Source organism: Roseobacter phycocola, assembly GCF_042055075.2.
Classification (GTDB): Bacteria; Pseudomonadota; Alphaproteobacteria; order Rhodobacterales; family Rhodobacteraceae; genus Roseobacter.
In genome coordinates, this window is record NZ_CP194010.1 from 2,049,666 (window position 1) to 2,072,981 (window position 23,316).

Below are 23,316 nucleotides of genomic sequence, written 5' to 3' on the forward strand. Positions count from 1 at the left end.
GTTACTGATCCAGGAAACTCCGCAATTTGCGCGACCTCGACGGATGCTTCAGCTTACGCAGCGCCTTCGCCTCGATCTGACGGATACGTTCGCGGGTCACGCTGAACTGCTGGCCCACTTCTTCGAGCGTGTGGTCGGTGTTCATGCCGATGCCGAACCGCATGCGCAGCACGCGCTCCTCGCGCGGTGTGAGCGAGGCCAGCACGCGGGTTGTGGTTTCCTTGAGGTTTTCCTGAATGGCGCTATCCAGCGGCAGCACAGCATTTTTGTCCTCGATGAAATCACCCAGCTGGCTATCTTCCTCGTCGCCAATCGGCGTCTCAAGAGAGATCGGCTCCTTAGCGATTTTCATCACCTTGCGGACTTTCTCCAGCGGCATTTGCAGCTTCTCGGCCAGCTCTTCCGGCGTCGGCTCGCGGCCAATCTCGTGCAGCATCTGGCGGCCCGTCCGGACCAGCTTGTTGATCGTCTCGATCATGTGCACAGGAATACGGATCGTGCGCGCCTGATCCGCGATGGACCGGGTGATCGCCTGCCTGATCCACCATGTCGCATATGTGGAGAATTTATAGCCGCGGCGGTACTCAAACTTATCGACCGCCTTCATCAAGCCGATATTGCCTTCCTGAATAAGATCAAGGAACTGCAGGCCGCGGTTCGTGTACTTTTTGGCGATTGAGATCACGAGTCGCAGGTTCGCTTCGACCATCTCTTTCTTGGCCTGACGCGCCTCTTTTTCGCCCTTCTGCACTTGTTGCACGATGCGGCGGAATTCAGAGATATCAAGACCAACATACTGGCCGACCTGCGCCATGTCTGCGCGCAGTTCTTCGACCTTGTCGGTGGAGCGTTCGATGAACATCTGCCAGCCACGACCGGATTTCTCGGCCATCCGCTCCATCCAGTTCGGGTCCAGCTCGTACCCACGGTATTCCCCGATGAATTCGCGGCGGTTGATACGCGCCTGGTCGGCGAGTTTCACCATAGCGGAGTCAATCTGCATGATCCGGCGGTTGATGCCGTAAAGCTGGTCGATCAGCGCTTCGATACGGTTGTTATGCAGGTGCAGTTCATTCACCAGCAGCACAATTTCCGAGCGCAGTTTCTGGTAGAGTTCCTCGTCCGCCTCGGAGAACGTGCCATCCTCGTTCAGCGTCGCGGAAATCCGGCTGTCCTGCATCTCGCTGAGTTTGACGTAATCGTCTGCGATGATATCGAGCGCTTCGAGAACCTGTGGCTTGAGGGCTGCTTCCATGGCCGCGAGGCTCATGTTGGCCTGTTCGTCCTCGTCGTCGTCATCGTCCTGGGCAATCGGGTTGCCATCAGCATCCAGTTCCGGGCCCTGGTCCTCTTTCTTGGCAGCAGTGCCATCGGCGGCCACGACAGGTTCGTCAACCGCGCCATCCTCGTCCATCTGGTTGCCGAACGTCGCTTCGAGATCGATCACATCGCGCAGCAGAATTTCCTCTGACAGGAGTTCGTCACGCCAGATTGTAATCGCCTGGAAGGTCAGTGGGCTCTCGCACAGACCCGCAATCATTGTGTTCCGGCCGGCCTCGATGCGCTTGGCAATCGCGATCTCGCCTTCGCGGCTCAGCAACTCCACAGAACCCATTTCGCGCAGGTACATGCGGACGGGATCATCGGTACGGTCAAGTTTTTCAGTAGTGCCGGACGACACGGCGACTTCACGCGCACCATCGGTGGTGGTCAGCTCGGTGGAACCTTTGGCCTCTTCTTCCTCAGCGTCCTCGTCCTCAATGATGTTGATGCCCATTTCAGAGAGCATCGACATCACGTCCTCAATCTGCTCCGAGCTCACCTGATCAGGTGGCAGAACCGTATTGAGCTGGTCGTAGGTGATGTAGCCTTTCTCGCGGGCCTCGCCGATCATCTTTTTGACGGCAGCCTGGCTCATGTCGAGCGAGTGACCGGACTCCTGGTCGTCGGGCTTGGCGTCTTCGCTGGTGTCTTTCGCGGCCATTCAAAACTCCTGCATCCGAATCGATTCGCTGCGCCGAATCACTCAAGAATCATCTCGTGTTTTGGGGGAATCTTCCACCCGATAACCCATGTTTTCTGCATTCACGGGGTTCAAATATGGTTAATCGTGCGTTTTTTGCTTCGCTATGCTCTGCAACAGCGCATCGAAGGCACTGCGTTCATCACGACTGATTCGCATCCCGTTCTCACTTACGTCGTACTCCGCTCTGTCTTCCTGCCCGCTGCGTCGCGCAACATCTGCAGCACGGGCGGCTTCTGACAGTCGCCAGGTCAGCCCTTCGTCAGCTTCCCCAGTAAGATCTTCGGCAGCTTCACTGATTTCTGCGGAGAGCCCGCGTTCGCTCGTCAGCTTGGCCAGCTCTTCATTAACCGTCATGCGGGCCCGGTCGGTATCTCCCGGTGCGCGGATGCACGGCACCACCGACACGTGGCGCTGTGACAGCAGGTTTTCAAGGGCGTCCGCCCCGATAATTTCCGTCAGCGCATCGCGGCAGTCTTGTTCCGGCCGCCCGGCGACCCGCAGGAGCGTATTGCGCAGTGTATCGTGGAACGGATCGGAACACTCCATCTGCTCCAGCCCGGATTCGAATTCTTCAATGATCTCAGGGCTGGTGACCAGCACCGCCAGAATGACCGCTTCGCGCAGCCGCGCAGTTGCAGCTTCGCCTTCGGCTGTCGCCAGAACTGACGCCCGCGTGGTCGGCATCGCCTTTTCGGCACCCGGCTTCCAGGCACCACGCGAGGCGCGCGGCCCGCCACTGGTCCGTTGTGGCCGGAACAGCTGATACCGCAGTTCCCTGATTGCTTCGCCATAGTGTTTGCGAATGGAAGGATCCGCGATCAGCTGGATTTTCTCACGCAGCGCTTTGTCGAGCGCAGCCTTGCGTTCCGGGCTGTCGAATACCCGCCCGTCGGTTTCACGCTGCCACAGAAGGCTCACCATCGGCATGGCGTCATCAAGGAGCTTCTGCAGGGCCGGCGCCCCCTGGGCGCGCAACAGATCGTCGGGGTCCTGCCCCTCGGGCATAAGAGCAAACCGCAAAGAACGCCCCGCTTCCAGCAGCGGCAGCGCCAGATCAATAAGCCGCATGGCCGCACGCAGACCGGCAGTGTCGCCATCAAGCGCGATGACGGGCTCCGGCGCGATACGCCACAGCATCTGCAGCTGATTTTCGGTGATCGCGGTGCCCAGCGGGGCTACTGCCGCCTCAAACCCGGCAGACGCCAGCGCGATGACGTCCATGTAGCCTTCCGCCACAATCAGTTGCTGGCCCTTTCCGGCGGCCGCCCGCGCGGGGCCGTGGTTGTACAGATTTCGCCCCTTGTCAAAGAGCTCGGTCTCCGGCGAATTTAGGTATTTAGCGTTGTCATTGGGGTCCATCGCGCGGCCCCCAAAGGCCACTGTCCTGCCCCGCGCATCGCGGATCGGATAAATGATGCGCCCCCGGAAGGTATCATAGGGCTTACCCCCCTTTGTAGATGGCTTGGCCAGCCCGGCACCAAGGATCAGCTCATCCGCAACGTTCTTGCCTTTGAGGTGATCCCAGAGCCCCTGCCACTGATCAGGTGCAAAACCGATTTCCCACCGCTCCAGCGTTGCGGCGTCCAGTCCACGGCGGTCGAGGTAATCGCGCGCAGGTGCCGCAGCGCCTGTATTGAGCTGCAGCCGGAAGAAGCGCACCGCCATCTCCATGACGTCCGTAAGTTCAGTGCGCCTGTCGGCCTTTTCCTGCGCCTTCGGGTCGCGGGCAGGCATGGTCATCCCCGCTTCTCCGGCCAGAATGGTCACGGCCTCCATAAAGCCCACGTTTTCGGTCTCGCGGACAAATGAGATCGCATCCCCTTTGGCATGGCAGCCAAAGCAGTAATAGAACCCTTTCCGGTCATCCACGTGGAAGGACGCGGATTTTTCCTGGTGGAACGGACAGGGCGCCCACATGTCACCCTTTGCCTGATTGGATTTGCGCGGATCCCAGATCACTTTGCGCCCGACGACTGAGGTCAGGCTCAGACGTGTACGCAGTTCATCAAGGAATCCGGGAGGCAGGCTCATAACACTTTATCGGCAAGCCCCGCCACCGAGTCCAGACGCAACCCGCCGCCCCCGGCCGATTAAGCTGTCAGCGCAGGACGCGGCCCGCGCGGGTGCTTATTGGCCCAGCTTCAGGCACTCGGTGTACCACCAGGTCTTCAGATCTTCTGTTTTCAGATCCTTGCGCGATTTCTCGTAGATGGACGGTGCCAGCAACGGAATGATGTTGTTGTATTTTTCCGGCCAGGTTGCATCTGCAGACAGACTGGACGGGAGATCGCGTTCCTTGACGCCATCCAGACGCGCCTGTTTCACGGCCTGAACAACATCAGACTGATGACCACAGCTGATCTCTTTTTCGGTCTGGGCCGCCACCGGCAGCGCGGTCAGGGCGAGAACAACAGGAACAGCAATACGCAACATGGGAAACCTCCGGTAATTTTCGCCAGCTTAACCCCGGGCCGCGACACCTTCCATAGCTGTTTTTAGCTCATGCACGAGTGTCCGCGCCATGGACCTGAACACAAGGATCAGAAAGCTGTCCGGACCGGTCCGGGTGACCGATGCATTCATATGCATCACCTGACTGCGCACAGTATGTCCACGCCGGAACGTGGAAGGCCGCAGATCAACGGGCACAAGCCGTGCGAGTACGTCGTCCGATCCGGCGCCGGTCAGCATAACCGCCGCCCATGCATCCGACTGATCCGTCAGGGCCGCATGCCCTGCGAGCGACGGATCGGGTGACGGTCCCATCAGCAGCGCCATGTCACGCCCGAACCAGATCGCCCGCGCACCTGCACGCCCTGTCGCGCGGTTCGGCGCAGGAAAGCGCATGCCATGCGCTGCTTCCAGCGCCTGCGACAGCGCCTCTTCCCTGCCCTGCCAGGGCGCAAGTGTTGTCATGATACCGGGATCAGCTTCTTCCAGCGTCACGCTTCCCACACTGACCGGCAGGAGTTCCGCACATGGGCTTTTTGCAATCAGATCAGCCACGCAGACGGTCTCCTTCGGCATCCACAAACACAGGGGCGCAGATCACAACATCTGTTTCGATCTTCCGCAGGCCATCCACCAGCCGCACGGTTTCCCCGATCCGCTCCGGACCGCGCTCGATAAATCCAAGTCCGATCATATGACCGAGTGACGGCGAATAGGCGACCGAAGTAACATACCCCTGGTCGTTTTCCCGGCTCATCAGCGCCCCGGTGTTAAAAAGATGCGCGCCCGCTGTCATTTCGCCTGTGACACTCACCGGCTTCAGCCCGACCAGACGCTGGCGCTGCGGATCCGTCAACCCTTCCCGCGCGGCCATCGTCTGGCCGATACAGTCCTTTTTGGCGCTGACCATCCTGGCGAACCCGATATCAAAGGCTGTTGTCCGCCCGTGGATTTCCGCGTGCGTGATATGCCCCTTCTCGATCCGCATCACATTGAGCGCTTCCATACCGTAAGCACCACCACCCATTTCAGTGGCTCGCTCTGTCAGCAGGCGGAAGAGGCTTTCGCCATACCGCGCAGGCACCGCCACCTCGTAGGCATGCTCTCCCGAGAAGGAGATGCGGAAGAGGCGCCCCTGAATGCCGCAGACGGTGACATCACCGCAGGACATGAAGGGCCAGCTGTCGTTATCGATCGGTTTGTCCAGCAGTCCGTTCAGCAGGTCGCGTGATTTTGGTCCGGCGACGGCAAACTGCGCCCATTGCTCTGTGACCGACGTCAGCCGCACGTCCAGTTCAGGGCGCAGAACCTGGCTGACAAATTCGAGGTGCCGCATGACGTTCCCAGCCGCAGCAGTGGTCGTGGTCATCACGAAATGCTCAGGTCCCATGCGCGCGGTGGTCCCGTCATCCATCACGTGACCATCCTCGCGCAGCATCAGGCCATAGCGTACACGCCCTTCGCGCAGCGTGGAAAACGTATTGGTATAGACAAAATCCAGCAGTGCTGCGGCACCAGGCCCCTGAATATCAATCTTGCCCAGTGTCGAGACATCACAGACACCAACAGCCCCACGCACAAAGCCCACTTCGCGGTCACAGGATTGCCGCCAGGTCGTCTCCCCGGCCTGTGGGAAATAGGACGGCCGGTACCAAAGCCCCGCCTCGATCATCGGCGCGCCCATCGCTGTGCTGGCATCGTGAGATGTTGTGAACCGTTCCGGCGCAAACCCAACGCCCTGGGCCCCCGCACCGAGTGCCGCAATGGATACCGGAACAAAGGGGGGCCGGTACGTCGTTGTCCCGGTCTCCGGAATGCCACGTCCGGTCGCATCCGCCAGAACCGCCAGTGCTGCAACGTTCGAATTTTTGCCCTGATCCGGCGCCATTCCCTGCGTTGTGTAGCGCTTCATGTGCTCCACAGACCGGAAATTCTCGGTCGCTGCCTGGCGTACGTCCTTGACAGTCACATCGTTCTGGAAATCGAGCCAGGCCCGCCCGTCGCCTGGCACCTCCCAAAACGGACTGACGGCAAAACCCGTGTCATCCGTTACCGGAACGTCGCCGGTTTTCGCCTTCAGACCGATATCACTCAGCGCATCCCGCGCGGCTGCAGCACCAGCCCTCAGGCAGTCTCCGGTCTCAAAATCGCCATTGCAGGCCCCCGCCACGTACATCCCCGGAACCGAACCCGGTGTGGGCACAAATGCCGCAATATCTTCGCGCCATGTGGGACGACCGTTCATGTGGCAGGTCAGATGCACCGACGGGTTCCATCCGCCCGACACGGCCAGACAATCCGTATCTATGTTGCGCGTCATACCAGCACCCCGGACGGACACGGATGTCAGCCCCATCCGCCCCGTGCTGCCTGTGACGACAGCGCCGGAATACACAGGGTAGTCACTGCTCGCGAGACTGACATCTGCCCGGCTGTCCACCACGGCTGCAACCTCGGCACCGGCCGCCAGCAGATCACGGGCCGTCCGATGCGCACCGTCATTGTTGCCGAATACAACAACACGCTGCCCGGCCAGAACACCCCACCGGTTCAGATAGGCCCGTACTGCGCCCGCATTCATGATGCCGGGGCGGTCATTGTTTTCAAAGGCCACCGGCCGCTCCAGCGCACCGGCTGCCAGCACAGAACGGCGCGCCACAATCCGCCAGAAGGTTTCACGCGGCAGGCCGGGAACAAAAGCACTGCGGTGATGGCTCACCCGCTCCAGCGCACCATATGTGCCCTGATCGTATACACCGGTGACCGTGGTACGCCGCATCAGGCGCACGTTTTCCATCGCTTCCATTTCAGCCACTGCGGCGGCAGCCCAGGCACTGCCAGCAAGTCCATCCACTTGATGCGTCTCAGCATTCAGCCGCCCGCCCGGCAGGCTGTCTTCGTCCGCCAAGATCACATCCGCGCCGGCACGGGCCGCTGTCAGCGCCGCCATCAACCCCGCAGGCCCGGCACCGATCACCAGCAGATCGCAGAAGGCCCATGCCCGCTCATATCTGTCCTCATTATGCGCACCACTCAGCGCACCAAGACCGGCTGCACGCCGGATCACCGGTTCATACAGCCGCTCCCAGAACGCGCGCGGCCACATGAACGTCTTGTAATAAAACCCAGCCCCCAAAAACGGCGAGACCAGATCATTCAGTTCCATCACATCGTGTTTCAGGGAGGGCCAGGCGTTCTGGCTGCGCACATCCAGACCGTCAAACACCTCCTGCACAGTGGCCCGCACGTTCGGCTCGGTCGCAGCACCACGGCCGGTTGTGACAAGCGCATTCGGCTCCTCACTTCCCGCCGTCATCACCCCCCGCGGACGGTGATATTTGAAAGAGCGCGCAACAACCCGCTGCCCGGCCGCAAGCAATGCAGAAGCCACAGTATCGCCGCCAAAACCGGTGTATCCGATGGAATCAAACTGGAACCGCATACTGCGGGACCGGTCGATCAGCCCCTTACCCTCAACCCGCATGCGCGCCTCCGGCACTGCCGCGTGCAAGCTCGGTTGACACAACCTCGTGGGTCACCGTATTGCGCGTCACCACCACCCAGGCTCCACAGCCCCCCTCATGCTGCCAGAGATCGCGCGTCACACCGGCCGGATTATCGCGCAGATGCACATAATCGTCCCAGACATCAGCACCGGCATCCGGTGCCGGACGACTCACCGCCACGGCATCCCCCATGTAATAAAACTCCCGGCGGTCACGCGCGCCACAGATCGGACAGGTCAGCCGCATTTGCGCGCTCCCTCATTCTTCTGGCCTGAAATATCCCCGCCGGAGGCTCCCGTCATATCCACGCCCTCAGTGCAGGTTGTGCTGAGAGCCGGTGCCCTCTTCATCCATGAGCCCCCGCCCCGTCCGGAAACGATCCAGCCGGAACCGCGCCGCACTTTCATGATGATTGCCTGTTGCCACCAGATGCGACAGGGCCCAGCCGGAACCGGGCACGGCCTTGAACCCGCCGTAGCACCAGCCACAGTCGATGAAGAGCCCTTCAGTATCCGTGCGGTCAATAATCGGCGATCCATCAGGCGTCATGTCCATGATCCCCCCCCAGGACCGCAGCACCTTCGCCTTGCCGATCATCGGCATCAGCGTCATGCCCGCCTCCATCACATGCTCCTTCAGCGGCAGGTTCCCGCGGCTGGCATAAGACGCATAGAAATCAAGATCCCCACCGAAAACCAGCCCGCCCTTGTCCGACTGGCTCATGTAAAAATGCCCCATGCCAAAACTGACCACATGATTGATCACGGGCTTCAGACCTTCGGTGACAAAGGCCTGCAGCACATGGCTTTCGATGGGCAGGCGCATGCCCGCCATGGCGGCCACCTGGCCGGAACGTCCGGCAGTCACGATCGCCACCTTTTTTGCCCGGATCGGGCCGCGCGTGGTCTGAACGCCGGTAACCTTTCCATTATCGATATCAATGCCCGTGACCTCACAGGACTGGATCAGATCAACGCCCCGCTGGTCTGCTCCGCGGGCATAGCCCCAGGCAACCGCATCATGCCGGGCGGTGCCACCCCGCGGGTGCAGCAGACCGCCGTAGATGGGGAAACGGATGTTGTCGAAATCAAGATATGGCAGATGTTTTCGCACGCCCTCGCGGCTGAGGAGGATCGCGTCATCCCCCTGCGCCAGCATTGAATTACCGCGCCTGACGAAAGCATCACGCTGACCATCCGAATGGAACAGATTGATCAGGCCCCTTTGTGAATGCATGACATTGTAGTTCAGTTCTGCCTCAAGCCCCTCCCAGAGCTTCAGCGAATGGCTGTAAAATTCCGAGTTCCCGGGCAAAAAGTAATTTGCGCGCACAATCGTCGTGTTTCGCCCGACATTGCCGCCCCCGATGTAGCCTTTTTCGAGCACTGCGACATTGGTGATCCCGTGATTTTTCGCGAGGTAGTAAGCCGTCGAAAGACCATGCCCGCCACCGCCGATGATCACCACGTCGTATTCGGATTTCGGCTCAGGATCGCGCCAGTGAGGCGTCCAGCCTTTGTTGCCGGTCAGACCCTCTCTGAGTACGCGCAGGCCAGAGAATTTCACGTGTGCCACTCCATGTTGTCAGAGGCACCCTAACAACACTGCCTGACGTGATCTACGACTGAAACCGACCAATAATGTCGCAGAGAGAATGACCTGCCGTGATCGGGTATCAGTCTTTGTAAAGCGCATTGCGCACAGACAGTTCCAGTACGACCGGCGCCGTGACCGGCTGGCCCGCATCGTCAAAAAACGGTGATTGCCGCGCGGTGCCGGACATCCATGCAGGCACGGCCCTGCCGATCAACCCGGACATCATCCGCAGGATACCCTTGTCCCGTTTGGGCGCGCCACGCTCCCGCAGTGCATGTTTGGTAAACCCACGGGTGACCACCGGACCAAAGACTTCTGTTTGCTCAAAAAGTCCGCGCCACATACCGGCAAGCGGCATGCGCGGAGACCCCACTGTATTGGCCAGCGGTGTGTTGCAGCACGATGCATACCAGCGGTGCAGTCCTTTCGGCGACAGTCTCAGGCAGGCAATCCGGTCAGCGCCTTCGGTGATATCGATCCGTGCGGGCAACACCTGGACCAGCGGGCTGCCACCACCCGGTTCAAGCTGTGCTGCCTGTCCCATATGGCGCGCAAAGGCGCGGCAGTCTTTGCAGTAACACACCAGATGGCAGACATTTGCCGGTGCGGCGTCGTGCAGCACGCCTTTCAGCGTGCCGCAGTTGCAGGAAAAAAGGGCGTCGGTCATTGCAGATCCTTTCCCGCTGCGCGGGCAGGATCAGAGACCTTTGGCCTGATAGCTCGATGCAACTTTTTCGATGGCGACAAGATACGCCGCAGTGCGCAGATCGTCCACATCATCACGGGCATGCCAGACCTGTGCCATCGAATCGTAGGCAATGCGCATCGTGTCATCGAGGCCCGAACGCACCAGTTCAAGCTCGCCCGCACCACGCAGGTATTTCTGCTTGAAATCCGGGCTCAGCTGCCAGCCAACGCCAGTGTCCGTGGACAGCCGTTCCAGCTCATTGATCAGCAACTGGTGGCGAGATTCTTCCTGGCGCCGTTGCATCCGGCCAAAGCGGATATGGCTGAGGTTCTTGACCCACTCAAAGTAACTGACCGTCACACCACCCGCGTTGGCATACATATCCGGAATGATGACCGTGCCTTTTTCGCGCAGGACCTGATCCGCTCCCGCCGTTACGGGGCCGTTCGCAGCCTCAATAATCAGCGGTGCTTTAATCCGGTCAGCGTTGGACAGATTGATCACGCCTTCAAGCGCCGCCGGGATCAGAATATCACAGTCTTCTTCCAGCACCGATGCCCCATCAGCCACCTGGTGCCGGTCGGAATACCCCGAAATCCCGCCATGCTTTGCAATCCAGCTTCGGATGCTCTCCACATCCAGACCCTCAGGATTATACAGCGCACCGTCCCGTTCGATGATGCCGACAATAATACTGTCGTCTTCGTCCATCAGGAACTTAGCCGCGTGATAGCCCACATTGCCCAGCCCCTGCACAATGACGCGCTTGCCGGACAGATCGCCGGTCATTCCGGCCTTTTTCATGCCCTCGCCGTCCCGGAAGAAGGCCCGCAGCGCATATTGCACACCGCGGCCTGTCGCCTCGACACGGCCTGCAATACCGCCTGCGTTTGGTGGCTTGCCGGTGACACAGGCATTGCCGTTGATGTCCGTTGTATTCATGCGCTTATACTGATCAGCGATCCAGGCCATTTCCCGTTCGCCTGTGCCCATATCGGGTGCAGGTACGTTCTGTGACGGGTTGATCAGATCACGCTTGATCAGCTCATAGGCAAAGCGCCGTGTGATGAGTTCGAGTTCATGCGGTTCATATTCGCGCGGATCGACACACAAACCACCTTTGGAGCCACCAAACGGAGCCTCTACGAGGGCGCATTTGTAGGTCATCAGCGCCGCAAGCGCCTCAACCTCGTCCTGATTGACGCCCAACGCATAGCGGATGCCGCCCTTAACCGGTTCCATATGTTCGGAGTGCACCGACCTGTAACCGGTGAAGGTCCTGATCTCGCCGCGCAGGCGGACACCGAAACGAACGGTGTAGGTGGCGTTACAAACCCTTATCTTCTCTTCGAGGCCCGGCGAAAGGTCCATCAGGCCAACGGCCCGGTTGAACATCTGGTCCACACTCTCACGGAAGCTCGGTTCGCGCGCATTCTGTGTCAAGTTCTCTCTCCTTCTGGTCGGGCGTAATTGCCCGGGAACGACACCCCGACCCTACGCTGACAACCTGAAGTGTGCCAGTTTTTTAGGCAGTATGAAAACTTTGCCGATGCATCACGTCAGCGTTCATGGAAAAGCGTTAACGGATGGTTAACGCAGACATGCGAGCAGTGGGAATACCGGCGAAAACCACCCGTTTTCAGGTGGATGCGTCATCCTGTTTGCGCTCTTCGATCATCATCGCAATGATCTCTGCCATGAGTTTGGTCTGGTTTTTCGGCGTCATTCCGCCCACGCCGACGCGTTTACCCATGCGCCACCACAACCCGGGCCGCCAATGGCGCGAGCCGGAAGCTGTCGTGTGAATCAGGAAACCGTTGGACGGTTTAAACGCAAAAGCGCCGCGGTCAATGCCGGTGATATCCGCCGTCCGGGCAATCACCACGCCGCCGCTTTCACGCAGTTCGTCACGGGTCAGTTCCAGGACATGAGATGTTGACCGGCGCATGGCATCAGCAATCATCAGAGAGCCGGTGCCGAGCGCCAGCAAAAACAACTGCCATCCCAGGGTCGGCGGGCTGGCGAGGGCCACGTAAATGACCATCACGGCGAGGAACGCAAGCATACCGATGCCGAGGATGCGCCGCCCGCCCGAGGCGGCCACTGTGGCAAGAATTTCTTCGTCGGCTTTTTTCGTCATGTCACGCGCCCCGGAAACGGTCAGATGCCGCGTCCTAGCCGCCCGGGGCCAGGGTCACAAGGGATATCGCCCCCGGTGTGCTGCGTTCAGTCGCTGTCAAAGAGCTCCGGAAAGAGCCAGCGCAGACTGCCGGGACGGTAATCCGACCGGCGTGCCATACGGGTCAGTACCGACGGATGCAGACCACGCGGGGTCTGCGGACCCAAGCGCCAGCGCAGCAGCTTCGGGAAAAACCGGTAGATACCCCGCACGTCGTTTATGTCCGGCGCCTCCTGCAATGCATCCGGCCGCGCCAGCGCATTCCGCTGCGTTTTCAGGCCCAGGCGTTCCGCCTGACCGATTACAAACTCAGCCGGGAGTGCCGCAAGCCCCTGCGCATCCGTTGCACCGCCCACAACGCTGTGACTGCCCGCGAACCAGACCTGCTGGTAGGGCCGGTCAAGCTCCTGCGCACCGCGGTTCAGCCCGGGGTCTCCCGGACGCGGGTCCAGGTTGTCCCAAAGGGACGGCTCAAACAAAACCCGCCGCTCATCCAGCGCCACAGCATGGCGGGCGTTTTCGACAAGACGTGACAGCGAGGTGTCGTGGAACTGGTATCGTCTGTTCCAGGCACGGGCGATCCCGCCCAGCACGGCCTGCGGAATGCCCAGCGCGCCCACCGTGTCCCAGACACCCAGATAGCTTATGCGCACCAGGTTGCTGCCATCATTTCGGGTTTCCACATCCGCCTGACTGGTAGCAAAACGCGGAGACAGCCTGCGCCTTGCCGCAATAATGTGCGGCGCATCCGGGCCATGGTTGGCGCCGCGTCTGCGGTAAAGACGAAAGGCACGCCACGCATTCACGGCCGTTGGCTGTTCCAGGATCCCGCATTTGCGGATCATGCCCACGAGCGAGCGCGCGGTGTAGGCACCGCGTGAAAAACCGAAAATCATAATCCGGTCCCCAGGCTGATAAATCCGGCAGAGCTCCAGGTATGCTGCGCGGATATTCCGGTTCAGCCCCCAGCCAAAGAGACCACCGCCAATGCGGCTGATCCGGCGGCCGATCTCACTTGCGAGGCCAGCCCCCGTGCCCACACCGGGAAAATACAGAACAATCTGATCCTGCACCCGGTCGCAGGCGTCTGCTTCCCGCAGCACATGTGTGTTCAGACCCGCGCCCGGACTGTTCCAGGTGCCGTCACAGAATATCGCGATCACTGCCATTTGCTTCCCCTTTGCCGCGCACCAGGTTAGCTGGCAAAGACGCAGACCCGGTAACCCGGGCGCACGGTGCCTTAACCGCCATCCTGGTCCGGGAGACAGAAGTGAAACTGACAGCTATTCTGAGCGTTGTGCTCTGCATCACCTTTGCCGGCTCCACCCTTGTGGTGCCGGATTTCGGCGGCTTTGACGCAGACCAGTTCCCGGTGCCGCAGGACAATCCGCCGGTTCAGCCCGCCGGATACGCCTTTGCCATCTGGGGCGTGATCTATCTGTGGCTGATCGCTGGCATGGCTTTCGGCCTCGCGCGCCGCGCCGAAGATCCGGACTGGCACGCCATGCGCGCACCGCTGTGTGTGTCGCTGGCCATCGGAACAATCTGGCTGCCTTTAGCGGTGCTGAGCCCGGTCTGGGCCAGTATCCTGATCTGGGCGATGCTGCTGCCGGCGCTGGTAGCACTCTTCCGGGCACCCGCGGACGACAGAACATGGGCGCTCCTGCCGGTGGGCCTCTATGCCGGGTGGCTGAGCGCTGCGAGCTGCGTTTCGCTTGGTCTGATTGCTGCAGGATATGACCTGATGGACCAGCAGACAGCCGCCTTCGTCTTTGTCTTCATGGCACTCGTTATCGCATCAGCTGTGCAGAACCAGCTGCGGCGCGGCCCCACCTATGCGCTCGCGGTGATCTGGGCACTGGTGGCCATTGTCGTGCAGAATGCCGGTTCGCAAACGACCATCGCGGCCCTTGCCGCGGGTGGCGCCGCGGCGCTGACCGTTCCGGCGTGGCGGGCCTGGCGGAACGGCTGAAGCCTCAGTCCCGCCGACGCCCTTCGGTGTGTTTGCGCAGTTTTGACGGTGGCGCCTTTTTGCGCCCCTTGTAGGGGTTGGCATCATTCTGCCCCCGCATCCACAACCGGATCGGTGTGCCCGGCATGTCAAAATCCAGACGCAGGCCGTTGACCAGATACCGGCTGTAGCTCTCCGGCACCTTATCGGGATGGCTGCACATCACCACAAAACCAGGGGGGCGCGTTTTTGCCTGGGTCATGTAACGCAGTTTGATGCGCTTGCCCTGCGGTGCGGGGGGCGGATGCGCCTCGACCATCCCGGTCAGCCAGCGGTTCAGCTGCGCTGTTGTCACCCGGCGGTTCCATGTCTCATAAGCGCGGACCACCGCCTGGTGCAGCCGGTCGAGCCCCCTGCCCGTTTTCGCGGAAACGGTAACCAGCGGCGCACCACGCAACTGAGGCAGCAGCCGTTCAAAGCTCTCTTTCAGCTCTTTCAGCTTGCCCTGGCGGTCTTCCTCAATATCCCATTTGTTCACCGCGACGACCACCGCACGGCCTTCGCGTTCCGCCAGATCGGCAATGCGCAGGTCCTGCTGTTCAAAGGGGATCGCCGCATCCAGCAGCACAATAACCACTTCGGCAAATTTCACGGCCCGCAGACCGTCGCCCACGGAAAGCTTCTCCAGCTTCTCCTGCACCTTTGCTTTCTTGCGCATTCCGGCGGTATCAAAAATCCGCATCGGCAGGGTCACATCGTCCGGACCCGCCCAGTCCATGCGCAGCGAGATCGCATCACGCGTAATGCCAGCCTCGGGCCCGGTCAGCAGACGGTCTTCGCCGAGGATCTGGTTGATCAGCGTAGACTTACCTGCGTTGGGCCGCCCCACCACCGCCACCTGCAGGGGCTTTTTCGCGGTCGGCATCGGGATCGCGGCATCCATATCGCCGTCATCTTCGTCCAGCGTCACATCCGTTTCAGGTGCATCCGCCTCAGCCCGCTCTGCAAACTGATCGGCGATGGGCATCAGCTGCAGATAGAGGTCATTCAGCCCCTCGCCATGCTCTGCAGAGAGGCGGATCGGTTCACCCAGCCCCAGCGAATAGGCCTCAATCACACCGGCGTCTGCCGCAGCACCCTCTGCCTTGTTGGCCGCGAGGATCACATGGGCTGAGCGCTTGCGCAGGATATCCGCGAACACCAGGTCAGACGGGGTGATTCCCACCCGGGCGTCAATCATGAAAAGGCAGATATCTGCCATATCCACTGCGCGTTCCGTCAACCGCCGCATCCGTCCCTGAAGACTGTCGTCTGTGACTTCTTCCAGCCCGGCGGTGTCAATGACCGTGAATCGCAGGTCGGCGAGGCGTGCCGCCCCCTCGCGCAGATCGCGCGTCACACCGGGCTGGTCGTCTACCAGCGCCAGGCGTTTGCCCACAAGACGGTTGAACAGCGTGGATTTGCCCACATTGGGCCGCCCCACGATGGCGAGGGTGAAAGACATGGATCGCTCCGGTTCGGGTTCAGATGCGGGCTTTACCGCACCTTGGCGTCAACGGAAAGCGTGCAAATCACCATTTGTCGACACAACGTAGAGCACATTGCCTGCCACAACCGGCGCTGACGTGGCACCATCGGGAATTTCGATACTGCCGGTCAGGGTACCATCCACCGGATCATATGACCGCAGCAACCCATCGTTTGAGGCCACATGTATGCGTCCGCCGGCCAGAACCGGACCGTGATGCACAAAGATTTCTGCGCGCCTGTTCGGACGGTCCTTGACGAATCCGGGCAGGTTCGCCGCCCAGATACGCTCACCCGTCGCGGCATCGATGCGCACCAGTTGCCCCAGGTCTGAAATGGCAAAAATGCTGTCCCCTGCGGGCTGGACCGGGCCGGTTGCCCCGTCGCGTGCTGTCCACAAACGCTCGCCGGACCCCAGTTTCACTGCAGCGATCCGGCCGGACTGGTTGCCCACATAAACCGTGTTACCAGAGACGACAGGCGCCCCTGTAACGTCCCCGACGTTACTGATGGCGCGGCCAAAGCGCTCGCCCACCACCGAGGCGTCCCAGCGGCGCAGTCCCCCGCGCCGGAAAACCGCCTGCACATCGCCGGACCCAAAGGCAAACACCGCAAGGTCGTCGGCAATGGCCGGCGCGGGTGATCCCAGCACGTTGTTTTCATCAGGGGTCGCGGTCAGCTGCCACACGACGCGCCCGTCGTCCTGCGAGATGGCCCAGCCGGTGTCATCACCGGACGTCAGATATACCAGCCCGCCCGCGACCGATGGGGCCCCGGATCCGGTCCCTTCCAGCCTCTGGCGCCACTGCAGGTCACCCGTGACGGCATCAAGTGCCACAAGAGTGCCATAGCCGCTCGTCACAAAAACCCGGCCGTCCGCAAAAGCCAGACCACCGCCTGTTGCCTGACCGTCGTCATCGCGCGCCGGGCGGATGTCTGTCTGCCAGACCGTCTGCCCCGACAACGACGTCGCGGTCACGCGCGTCTGCGCATCCAGCGTGTAAATCTGGCCCTGCGCTACGATCGGGCTGGCCGTAATGCGCTGCCGGCGGCTGTCGCCTTCGCCGATGTCAGCGCTCCAGATCCGCTGCAGCGCCGTGCCAAGCGCCGGGTGTGGTGTGCGTGCTGCCGGTGAGCCCGGCGACTGTGCCCAGTCGGCATTCACTTCGGCTGCGGGCAGCGAAATGGCGCGGCTGCCTTCCTGAGGCAGGGTCGCCACGGTGAGCGCGTCTTCCCGGATCGGTTCGCGCTTGCCTGGCAGGATAAACTCTTCTTCGGCACAACCGGCAAGAAAAACGGCTGCGGCCAGCACCGCAAAGCCGACCCGGGCGCCGCGTTTCGGCGCTGCAGCGGTCTCAGTTACTGTCATGGCCTGTTGTATCCACCCTGCGTTTGCTCTCTGCCGGTGCCGTTTCCGCCCGGTCGGTCAGTTTCCGGCAGCCGGCAGGTTGTCCAGATCCGGCGTTCCCCCCAGCGACACAATCACCTGTAAGGCGCGCTGTTGCAAGTCTGCGGTTACGGCTGCGTCCTGCAGCACGGCCTGATAGCGATCAATGGCGCCGGCGGTGTTCCCGTCCCGGATATCCAGCAGGGCCAGCTGCTCCTGTGCGAGCAGGCTCAGCGGCTGCCCGGGGGATGCCAGCGCCTCAAACTGCGGACGCAGTGTGTCGGCGGGAACCCTGTCGACCTGCAGCGTCAGCGCCTTGAACGCAGCAATCGAGCGGTAGATCGGATCAATGTCCCCGTTTGTCGCAACACGGTTCAGTGCCTCGACGGCAAGCCCGGTCTGCCCTGCGTTGTGCTGTTCAGAGGCGGCCATCATTTCTGCCACAGCCTGCGCCGCGGGCGTTCCCGCGGGCACAGCCGTCAGCGCATCCACACGCGCCGTTCCCTCTTCTGTAGCTAGCGCCGCAAGAAGTCCGTCACCAAGGGCTTCCGCATCGGCACGCACCTGCGCCTTGTTATATTCATTCCAGGCCGCGCCGCCGACGATCAGAACCACAGCAAGCACGCCTATCCATCCGTAACGGCGCAAAGCCGCATAAAAACGGTCGCTGCGAACCTCGTCGTTCACTTCGTCAATGAAACTGTCCGTGTTACTCATGATCACCTGCCAGATTAGCCCGCGCCTCTCTTAACCTGCGCGGACAGTCAAGCCAAGAGCACACAGGCGGCATTGCACTCACGTTAAAAGAGCCTTAAATCTGAACTGGTCAGTTCAGTGAAATTGTCGTAAGGACACCTCAACCGGGCTGACCCGGGTCAGGCGGCATCATCCGCCGGTGCATTCGAGGCTTTTACAGATGCGTGTTTTTTCCTTCGTCGCGGCTCTGGTGGTCGCATCCATACTTTATGTATACATTTTTCAGCGCCCCGCGCTTTACGCGTGGATGGGGTGGTCTGAGACGGTGCAGGAGCCCGGCGCGGTTGCCGCGACCGACGCACCCGGTACTGCAGCACCCGATACGACGAACCTGGTCAAGGTCGTGGTCCGGCGCTCCGAAGCGCAGCAGATTGACACTGCCGTTGTACTACGAGGCCAGACCGAGGCCGCACGGGAGGTCAACGTCCAGTCAGAAACATCCGCCGTTGTGATCTCCGAACCACTGCGCAAGGGCGCGCAGGTTGAGGCCGGACAGGCGCTTTGCCGTCTGGACGAAGGCACACGCGGCGTCGCCCTTGAACAGGCCCGCGCCCAGCTTGACGAAGCCCGCGCACGGGTGCCGGAATCAGCCGCACGGCTGGATCAGGCGCTGGCGCAGCTCGACGAGGCGCGCATCAACCAGAACGCCTCCAGCAAGCTGAGCGAAGGCGGTTTCGCCTCGACCACACGCGTCGCCAATGCAGACGCGGCAGTCGCCTCCGCCCTCGCTGCTGTCGAATCAGCGCGTGCCGGTCTGCAGGGTGCGCAGTCTGGGATCCGCTCAGCCGAAGCCGCTGTTGCCTCCGCTGAAAAAGAGATTGAGCGCCTGACAATCAAAGCCCCCTTTGGCGGGCTGCTCGAAAGTGACACCGCCGAGCTGGGCGCCCTGCTCCAGCCTGGTGCCCTCTGCGCGACGATCATTCAGCTGGACCCGATCAAACTGGTGGCCTTTGTGCCTGAAACAGAAGTCAGCCGTGTGCGCCCCGGCGCACCTGCGGGGGCTCAGCTGGTCGCCGGTGACAGCACCGCCCCCACCGGTCGCGGCGCGCCGGTGCAGGGTCAGGTTACCTTTCTGTCGCGTTCGGCTGACGAGATGACACGCACCTTCCGGGTGGAAATCGAGGTTCCCAATCCTGATCTGAGTATCCGCGATGGTCAGACCGCTGAGATTCTCATTTCCGCCGCCGGCGCCACAGCGCATCTGCTGCCCCAGTCAGCGCTGACGCTGAATGACGAAGGCACGCTCGGCGTGCGTACAATTGACAGCGATGCGATTGTTGAATTCCACGAAGTGCGTCTGATGCGGGACACGCCCGACGGCGTCTGGCTCACAGGCCTTGGCGACAAAGCTGACGTGATCGTCCTCGGACAGGAGTACGTCATCGCCGGCGTGCGGGTCGCACCGACCTGGCAGGAGCTGAGCCAATGACGGGGATCGTCGACTGGGCCGCCAGCCGTGCGCGAATGGTTGTGGCCTTTATCCTGCTCAGCCTTGTGGTCGGCGGTTATTCCTATTCCACCCTGCCGAAAGAAGGTGAGCCGGACATCGAAATCCCCGCTCTCTTTGTGTCGGTGCCCTTCCCCGGTATTTCTGCAGCTGACAGCGAAACGCTGCTCGTCAAGCCGATGGAAACCGAACTGGCTGACCTCGATGGCCTCAAGAGCATGTCCGGCACCGCGGCCGAAAGCTATGCCGGTGTCGCGCTGGAATTCGAATTCGGCTGGGACAAGACCAAGATTCTTGCGGATGTGCGCGATGCCATGAGCAAGGCCGAGGCCGAGTTCCCGGACGGCGCGGAAACCTATTCCATCAACGAGATCAACTTTTCTGAGTTCCCGATCATCATCGTCAACCTGACGGGTCCGGTCCCGGAGCGCACCATGAACCGCGTGGCCAAGGCGCTGCAGGACGATATCGAAGCCATGGACGCGGTGCTCGAAGCCGGTATCGCCGGCAGCCGCGATGAAATGCTCGAAGTGCTGATCGATCCGCTGCGACTGGAGGCGTATAACGTCACCGCCGGCGAACTGATCAACACGGTGCAGAACAACAACCAGCTGATTGCCGCAGGTGAAGTCGACACGGCTCAGGGCACCTTTGCGGTGAAAATCCCCTCATCATTTGACGAGGCACGCGATGTCTACAACCTGCCGGTCAAGACCAATGGCGACCGCGTGGTCACGCTGGGTGATCTCACCACGATCAACCTGACATTCGAGGACCGCGACGGCACTGCCCGGTTCAACGGTGAAAATTCGCTGGCCCTTCAGGTGGTCAAGCGCAAAGGATTCAATCTCATTGACACTGCAAACGAGGTCAAAGCGCTGGTAGCCGAACGCAGCGACGGCTGGCCCGAGGGCCTGCAGGCCGCCGTGACGGTCGGCACCTCTAACGACCAGAGCCGCATTGTCGATGCGATGGTCCAGCAGCTTCTGGGTTCGGTCTTTACCGCCATTGCGCTGGTGATGATTGTGGTGCTGGCCGCCCTCGGCATCCGTGCGGCCCTGCTTGTCGGATTTGCGATCCCGACATCCTTCCTATTGTGTTTCGCGTTCCTCGCGGTGATGGGGATCTCAATCTCGAACATCGTGATGTTCGGCCTGATCCTTGCGGTCGGCATGCTCGTCGACGGGGCCATTGTGGTCGTGGAATACGCCGACAAGCGCCAGCAGGAAGGCGTGGGCCCCATGAAGGCCTATGTCGAGGCGGCGAAGCGCATGTTCTGGCCCATCATCTCCTCTACAGCGACGACGCTCTGTGCCTTTCTGCCGATGCTCTTCTGGCCCGGCGTGCCGGGCGAATTCATGGGCATGCTGCCGGTCACCCTGATCTTTGTTCTGTCAGCATCGCTGGTGGTTGCGCTGATCTACCTGCCTGTGATGGGCGGTGTCACCGGTCGCCTTGAACGCCTGATGGCGGACTACATGCAGGCCGTTGCCGGTCTGCGCTGGTATCTCCACCTGGCACTTTTCCCTGTTGCCCTCCTGATGATCGCAGCTGCAGCCCTCATGGGCCCCGTCTTCGGTGGCGTTGGCCAACAGTTTGCCGGTATGGACGGGCTGGACATCCTGGGATCGGTTGTACCGACCTTCCTGCTTGTCTTCCTGCACATCCTGGCCGCGACCGCTCTGCTCGCCGTGGCGCTTGGCGGTGCGCTGGTCGCCCTGATTGCCACCTTTGCGCTGCTCACCCGCCTAGGGCGCTGGGGTCGCTGGCTTGTCTCGAAAATGTTCCGCGCCGAGCCCGAGAAAATCAGCGCGGGCTATCGCCGGTCAGGATTTGGGCATGTCATCGCGGCAATCGTCGGCAATCCGGTGATGCCGCTGGTGATGGCGGGCACCGTTTTTGTGTTTGTCGGCACCGTGCTGATTTTCTTTACGAACAACAACAACGGCGTGGAATTCTTTGTCGAATCCGAACCGGAACAGGGCATCGTCTACGTACTGGCGCGGGGCAATCTCAGCCTCGATGAAAAAGACGACCTTGTCCGTCAGGCCGAGGACATCGTGCTCGCGCACCCCGGCATCATCAACGCGTTCTCTTTTGCCGGTCAGGGTGGCCTGAACACAGACAGCAGCGGCGCGGCAATCCCCAAGGACACCGTCGGTCAGGTGCAGTTTGAGACCATTCCCTGGGAGGATCGTGCGGGGCGACCGGAACTCGACGGCAACATCGTAATCGCAGAGCTGACCGAAGAGCTGAACAAGCTGCCTGGCGTTCAGATCGAGATCAGCGAGCTTGCCCAGGGGCCCGCCTCTGGCAAACCCGTGCATTTGCGCCTCAAATCCGACAGTTTCATTGATCTCGCAACCGCAGCAGAAGCCGCGCGCAGACAGTTCGAAAACACCCCCGGCCTCACCCTGATCGAGGACACACGCCCCCTGCCCGGTATTGACTGGCAGATTGATGTGGATGTGGAAAAGGCAGGTCGCTATGGCGCAGATGTGGCCACCGTGGGCGCCATGGTCCAGCTGGTCACACGGGGCATCACGCTGGATACCATGCGCGTTGATACCTCGGACGAGGAAATCGACATCCGTGTGCGACTGCCCGCCGAAGACCGTGTTCTCTCAACGCTGGACACTCTGCGTGTGCGCACGGCCGATGGTCTTGTTCCGCTGTCGAACTTTATCGAACGCACCCCCGTGCCGAAACTGGCGGAGATCAACCGGATCGACCAGAAACGCTATTTCGATGTCAAAGCGGATGTGGCACCCGGCCTGATGAAAGTGGTCGAAACCGTCATTGAGAACGGCAACGAGACCTCAACGACGCTCGCCATGCTGCGCCCTGCAGGCGCGGACGCCGATTTCACCGCACCTGATCAGGCAACCTACAAAATCACCGACCGCACCGCGGCGGGCGCGGACCGTGATCTGCAGACTGGCGTCTCCGACGGCGCATTGCGCCTCATTCCGGTGAACCCGAACGAAAGGATAGCTCTGCTGACAGAATGGCTGGACACCAAACCGCTGCCCGCAAGCATCACCTGGGAATGGACCGGCGACCAGGAAGAACAGGCCGAAAGCGGGGCCTTCCTGCAAAAGGCATTCCTTGCAGCACTTGGCCTGATGTTCATCATCCTGCTCGCGCAGTTCAACAGCTTCTATAACGCACTGCTGGTACTGCTGGCGGTGGTTCTGTCGACCACGGGTGTGCTGATCGGCATGATCGTGATGGGCCAGACCTTCTCGATCATCATGACCGGCACAGGCATCGTGGCTCTGGCGGGGATCGTTGTGAACAACAACATCATCCTGATCGACACCTACCAGGAATATGAGCGTTACATGCCCCGGATCGAGGCGATTATCCGCACCGCACAGGCACGCATCCGTCCGGTTCTGCTGACGACCATTACCACGATGGCCGGTCTTGCGCCGATGATGTTCGGCCTGTCGCTGAACTTTGCCGAAGGGGGCTACACAATCGACAGCCCAACAGCACTTTGGTGGAAACAGCTGGCCACGGCCGTTGTGTTCGGGCTGGGCATCGCCACGGTCCTGACGCTGATGGTCACACCGTCCATGCTGGCGGTACGGGTCTGGGCCACGACCTATATCCGCTGGATTGCGACCCTGCTGGCCAAGATGTCGATGGGCCGCGCCAGCCGCGCTGCCCGTGACTGGGCACTGCAGCGTGATGCAGGCCGTGCTGCCTTCCGGGAACTGATCTGGGAGGACGACACGCCGGCACCGGAGGCATTACGGGCGGCGGAATAACGCCGCTCACGCCCTCGTGACGGGAC

Annotated in this window: 17 protein-coding genes; 3 read left to right on the forward strand and 14 right to left on the reverse strand. The window is 61.2% G+C overall.

The annotated features are described in order from the left end of the window. Position 1: 1 nt before the first annotated feature. The 11 genes from rpoD to AB4K19_RS10140 form a co-directional block, all read right to left on the reverse strand. Positions 2 to 1,984 carry an RNA polymerase sigma factor RpoD gene (rpoD, locus tag AB4K19_RS10090; protein WP_375228253.1) on the reverse strand — a complete coding sequence of 661 codons (1,983 nt, stop codon included), beginning with the start codon at positions 1,982 to 1,984 and terminating at the stop codon, positions 2 to 4. A gap of 120 nt (positions 1,985 to 2,104) precedes the next feature. After that, complete coding sequence (gene dnaG / locus AB4K19_RS10095; RefSeq protein WP_436397471.1) at positions 2,105 to 4,057, reverse strand: DNA primase; 1,953 nt, start codon at positions 4,055 to 4,057, stop codon at positions 2,105 to 2,107. A gap of 96 nt (positions 4,058 to 4,153) precedes the next feature. Continuing rightward, positions 4,154 to 4,459 (reverse strand): hypothetical protein, encoded by a 306-nt coding sequence (locus AB4K19_RS10100; protein ID WP_375228254.1) that lies wholly within the window; start codon positions 4,457 to 4,459, stop codon positions 4,154 to 4,156. 27 nt (positions 4,460 to 4,486) lie between these two features. Beyond that, positions 4,487 to 5,032 (reverse strand): sarcosine oxidase subunit gamma, encoded by a 546-nt coding sequence (locus AB4K19_RS10105; protein WP_375228255.1) that lies wholly within the window; start codon positions 5,030 to 5,032, stop codon positions 4,487 to 4,489. Then, positions 5,025 to 7,961, reverse strand: coding sequence for a sarcosine oxidase subunit alpha family protein (locus AB4K19_RS10110; RefSeq protein ID WP_375228256.1), 2,937 nt, complete (start codon positions 7,959 to 7,961; stop codon positions 5,025 to 5,027). Before AB4K19_RS10110 ends, AB4K19_RS10105 begins: the two co-directional genes overlap by 8 nt. Beyond that, positions 7,951 to 8,229: a sarcosine oxidase subunit delta gene (locus AB4K19_RS10115; protein WP_375228257.1), complete on the reverse strand. Its 279-nt coding sequence runs from the start codon at positions 8,227 to 8,229 to the stop codon at positions 7,951 to 7,953. The genes AB4K19_RS10110 and AB4K19_RS10115 overlap by 11 nt, the downstream gene beginning before the upstream one ends. 66 nt (positions 8,230 to 8,295) lie before the next feature. Continuing rightward, the gene (locus tag AB4K19_RS10120; RefSeq protein WP_436397473.1) at positions 8,296 to 9,549 is read right to left on the reverse strand and encodes a sarcosine oxidase subunit beta family protein; all 1,254 of its coding nucleotides are present in this window, start codon (positions 9,547 to 9,549) and stop codon (positions 8,296 to 8,298) included. A 109-nt stretch (positions 9,550 to 9,658) separates the two neighbouring features. Further along, the gene (locus AB4K19_RS10125) at positions 9,659 to 10,246 is read right to left on the reverse strand and encodes a DUF6151 family protein (RefSeq protein ID WP_375228258.1); all 588 of its coding nucleotides are present in this window, start codon (positions 10,244 to 10,246) and stop codon (positions 9,659 to 9,661) included. 30 nt (positions 10,247 to 10,276) lie between these two features. Further along, complete coding sequence (locus AB4K19_RS10130; protein ID WP_375230874.1) at positions 10,277 to 11,662, reverse strand: Glu/Leu/Phe/Val family dehydrogenase; 1,386 nt, start codon at positions 11,660 to 11,662, stop codon at positions 10,277 to 10,279. A gap of 244 nt (positions 11,663 to 11,906) precedes the next feature. Further along, on the reverse strand, positions 11,907 to 12,407 hold the full coding sequence (locus AB4K19_RS10135) for a hypothetical protein (RefSeq protein WP_375228259.1): 501 nt from the start codon (positions 12,405 to 12,407) through the stop codon (positions 11,907 to 11,909). Between the two features lie 86 nt (positions 12,408 to 12,493). Continuing rightward, the gene (locus tag AB4K19_RS10140) at positions 12,494 to 13,615 is read right to left on the reverse strand and encodes a DUF2235 domain-containing protein (RefSeq protein ID WP_436397475.1); all 1,122 of its coding nucleotides are present in this window, start codon (positions 13,613 to 13,615) and stop codon (positions 12,494 to 12,496) included. 101 nt (positions 13,616 to 13,716) lie between these two features. Here AB4K19_RS10140 and AB4K19_RS10145 point away from each other — a divergent pair, with 101 nt between their 5' ends. Beyond that, positions 13,717 to 14,418, forward strand: coding sequence for a hypothetical protein (locus tag AB4K19_RS10145; RefSeq protein ID WP_375228262.1), 702 nt, complete (start codon positions 13,717 to 13,719; stop codon positions 14,416 to 14,418). Positions 14,419 to 14,422: 4 nt separating this feature from the next. On the opposite strand, the gene der is transcribed toward AB4K19_RS10145, so the two are convergent. From der to AB4K19_RS10160, 3 genes are read right to left on the reverse strand one after another with little or no spacing between them, the layout of a single operon-like run. After that, positions 14,423 to 15,901: a ribosome biogenesis GTPase Der gene (gene der / locus AB4K19_RS10150; protein ID WP_436397476.1), complete on the reverse strand. Its 1,479-nt coding sequence runs from the start codon at positions 15,899 to 15,901 to the stop codon at positions 14,423 to 14,425. A 48-nt stretch (positions 15,902 to 15,949) separates the two neighbouring features. Then, positions 15,950 to 17,293 (reverse strand): PQQ-like beta-propeller repeat protein, encoded by a 1,344-nt coding sequence (locus tag AB4K19_RS10155; protein ID WP_375228263.1) that lies wholly within the window; start codon positions 17,291 to 17,293, stop codon positions 15,950 to 15,952. A 57-nt stretch (positions 17,294 to 17,350) separates the two neighbouring features. After that, positions 17,351 to 18,028, reverse strand: coding sequence for a hypothetical protein (locus AB4K19_RS10160; RefSeq protein ID WP_375228264.1), 678 nt, complete (start codon positions 18,026 to 18,028; stop codon positions 17,351 to 17,353). 199 nt (positions 18,029 to 18,227) lie between these two features. Here AB4K19_RS10160 and AB4K19_RS10165 point away from each other — a divergent pair, with 199 nt between their 5' ends. Both AB4K19_RS10165 and AB4K19_RS10170 read left to right on the forward strand, forming a co-directional pair. Continuing rightward, the gene (locus AB4K19_RS10165) at positions 18,228 to 19,496 is read left to right on the forward strand and encodes an efflux RND transporter periplasmic adaptor subunit (protein ID WP_375228265.1); all 1,269 of its coding nucleotides are present in this window, start codon (positions 18,228 to 18,230) and stop codon (positions 19,494 to 19,496) included. Continuing rightward, positions 19,493 to 23,290 (forward strand): efflux RND transporter permease subunit, encoded by a 3,798-nt coding sequence (locus tag AB4K19_RS10170; RefSeq protein ID WP_436397478.1) that lies wholly within the window; start codon positions 19,493 to 19,495, stop codon positions 23,288 to 23,290. The genes AB4K19_RS10165 and AB4K19_RS10170 overlap by 4 nt, the downstream gene beginning before the upstream one ends. The last annotated feature ends 26 nt before the right edge of the window (positions 23,291 to 23,316 follow it).

What these genes read in the sequence shown, in the direction of transcription:
- rpoD (WP_375228253.1), bottom strand. Translation starts at nt 1,984, where the DNA reads ATGGCCGCGAAAGACACCAGCGAAGACGCCAAGCCCGACGACCAGGAG.
- dnaG (WP_436397471.1), bottom strand. Translation starts at nt 4,057, where the DNA reads ATGAGCCTGCCTCCCGGATTCCTTGATGAACTGCGTACACGTCTGAGC.
- AB4K19_RS10100 (WP_375228254.1), bottom strand. Translation starts at nt 4,459, where the DNA reads ATGTTGCGTATTGCTGTTCCTGTTGTTCTCGCCCTGACCGCGCTGCCG.
- AB4K19_RS10110 (WP_375228256.1), bottom strand. Translation starts at nt 7,961, where the DNA reads ATGCGGGTTGAGGGTAAGGGGCTGATCGACCGGTCCCGCAGTATGCGG.
- AB4K19_RS10115 (WP_375228257.1), bottom strand. Translation starts at nt 8,229, where the DNA reads ATGCGGCTGACCTGTCCGATCTGTGGCGCGCGTGACCGCCGGGAGTTT.
- AB4K19_RS10125 (WP_375228258.1), bottom strand. Translation starts at nt 10,246, where the DNA reads ATGACCGACGCCCTTTTTTCCTGCAACTGCGGCACGCTGAAAGGCGTG.
- AB4K19_RS10130 (WP_375230874.1), bottom strand. Translation starts at nt 11,662, where the DNA reads ATGTTCAACCGGGCCGTTGGCCTGATGGACCTTTCGCCGGGCCTCGAA.
- AB4K19_RS10135 (WP_375228259.1), bottom strand. Translation starts at nt 12,407, where the DNA reads ATGACGAAAAAAGCCGACGAAGAAATTCTTGCCACAGTGGCCGCCTCG.
- AB4K19_RS10140 (WP_436397475.1), bottom strand. Translation starts at nt 13,615, where the DNA reads ATGGCAGTGATCGCGATATTCTGTGACGGCACCTGGAACAGTCCGGGC.
- der (WP_436397476.1), bottom strand. Translation starts at nt 15,901, where the DNA reads ATGTCTTTCACCCTCGCCATCGTGGGGCGGCCCAATGTGGGCAAATCC.
- AB4K19_RS10155 (WP_375228263.1), bottom strand. Translation starts at nt 17,293, where the DNA reads ATGACAGTAACTGAGACCGCTGCAGCGCCGAAACGCGGCGCCCGGGTC.
- AB4K19_RS10160 (WP_375228264.1), bottom strand. Translation starts at nt 18,028, where the DNA reads ATGAGTAACACGGACAGTTTCATTGACGAAGTGAACGACGAGGTTCGC.
- AB4K19_RS10165 (WP_375228265.1), top strand. Translation starts at nt 18,228, where the DNA reads ATGCGTGTTTTTTCCTTCGTCGCGGCTCTGGTGGTCGCATCCATACTT.
- AB4K19_RS10170 (WP_436397478.1), top strand. Translation starts at nt 19,493, where the DNA reads ATGACGGGGATCGTCGACTGGGCCGCCAGCCGTGCGCGAATGGTTGTG.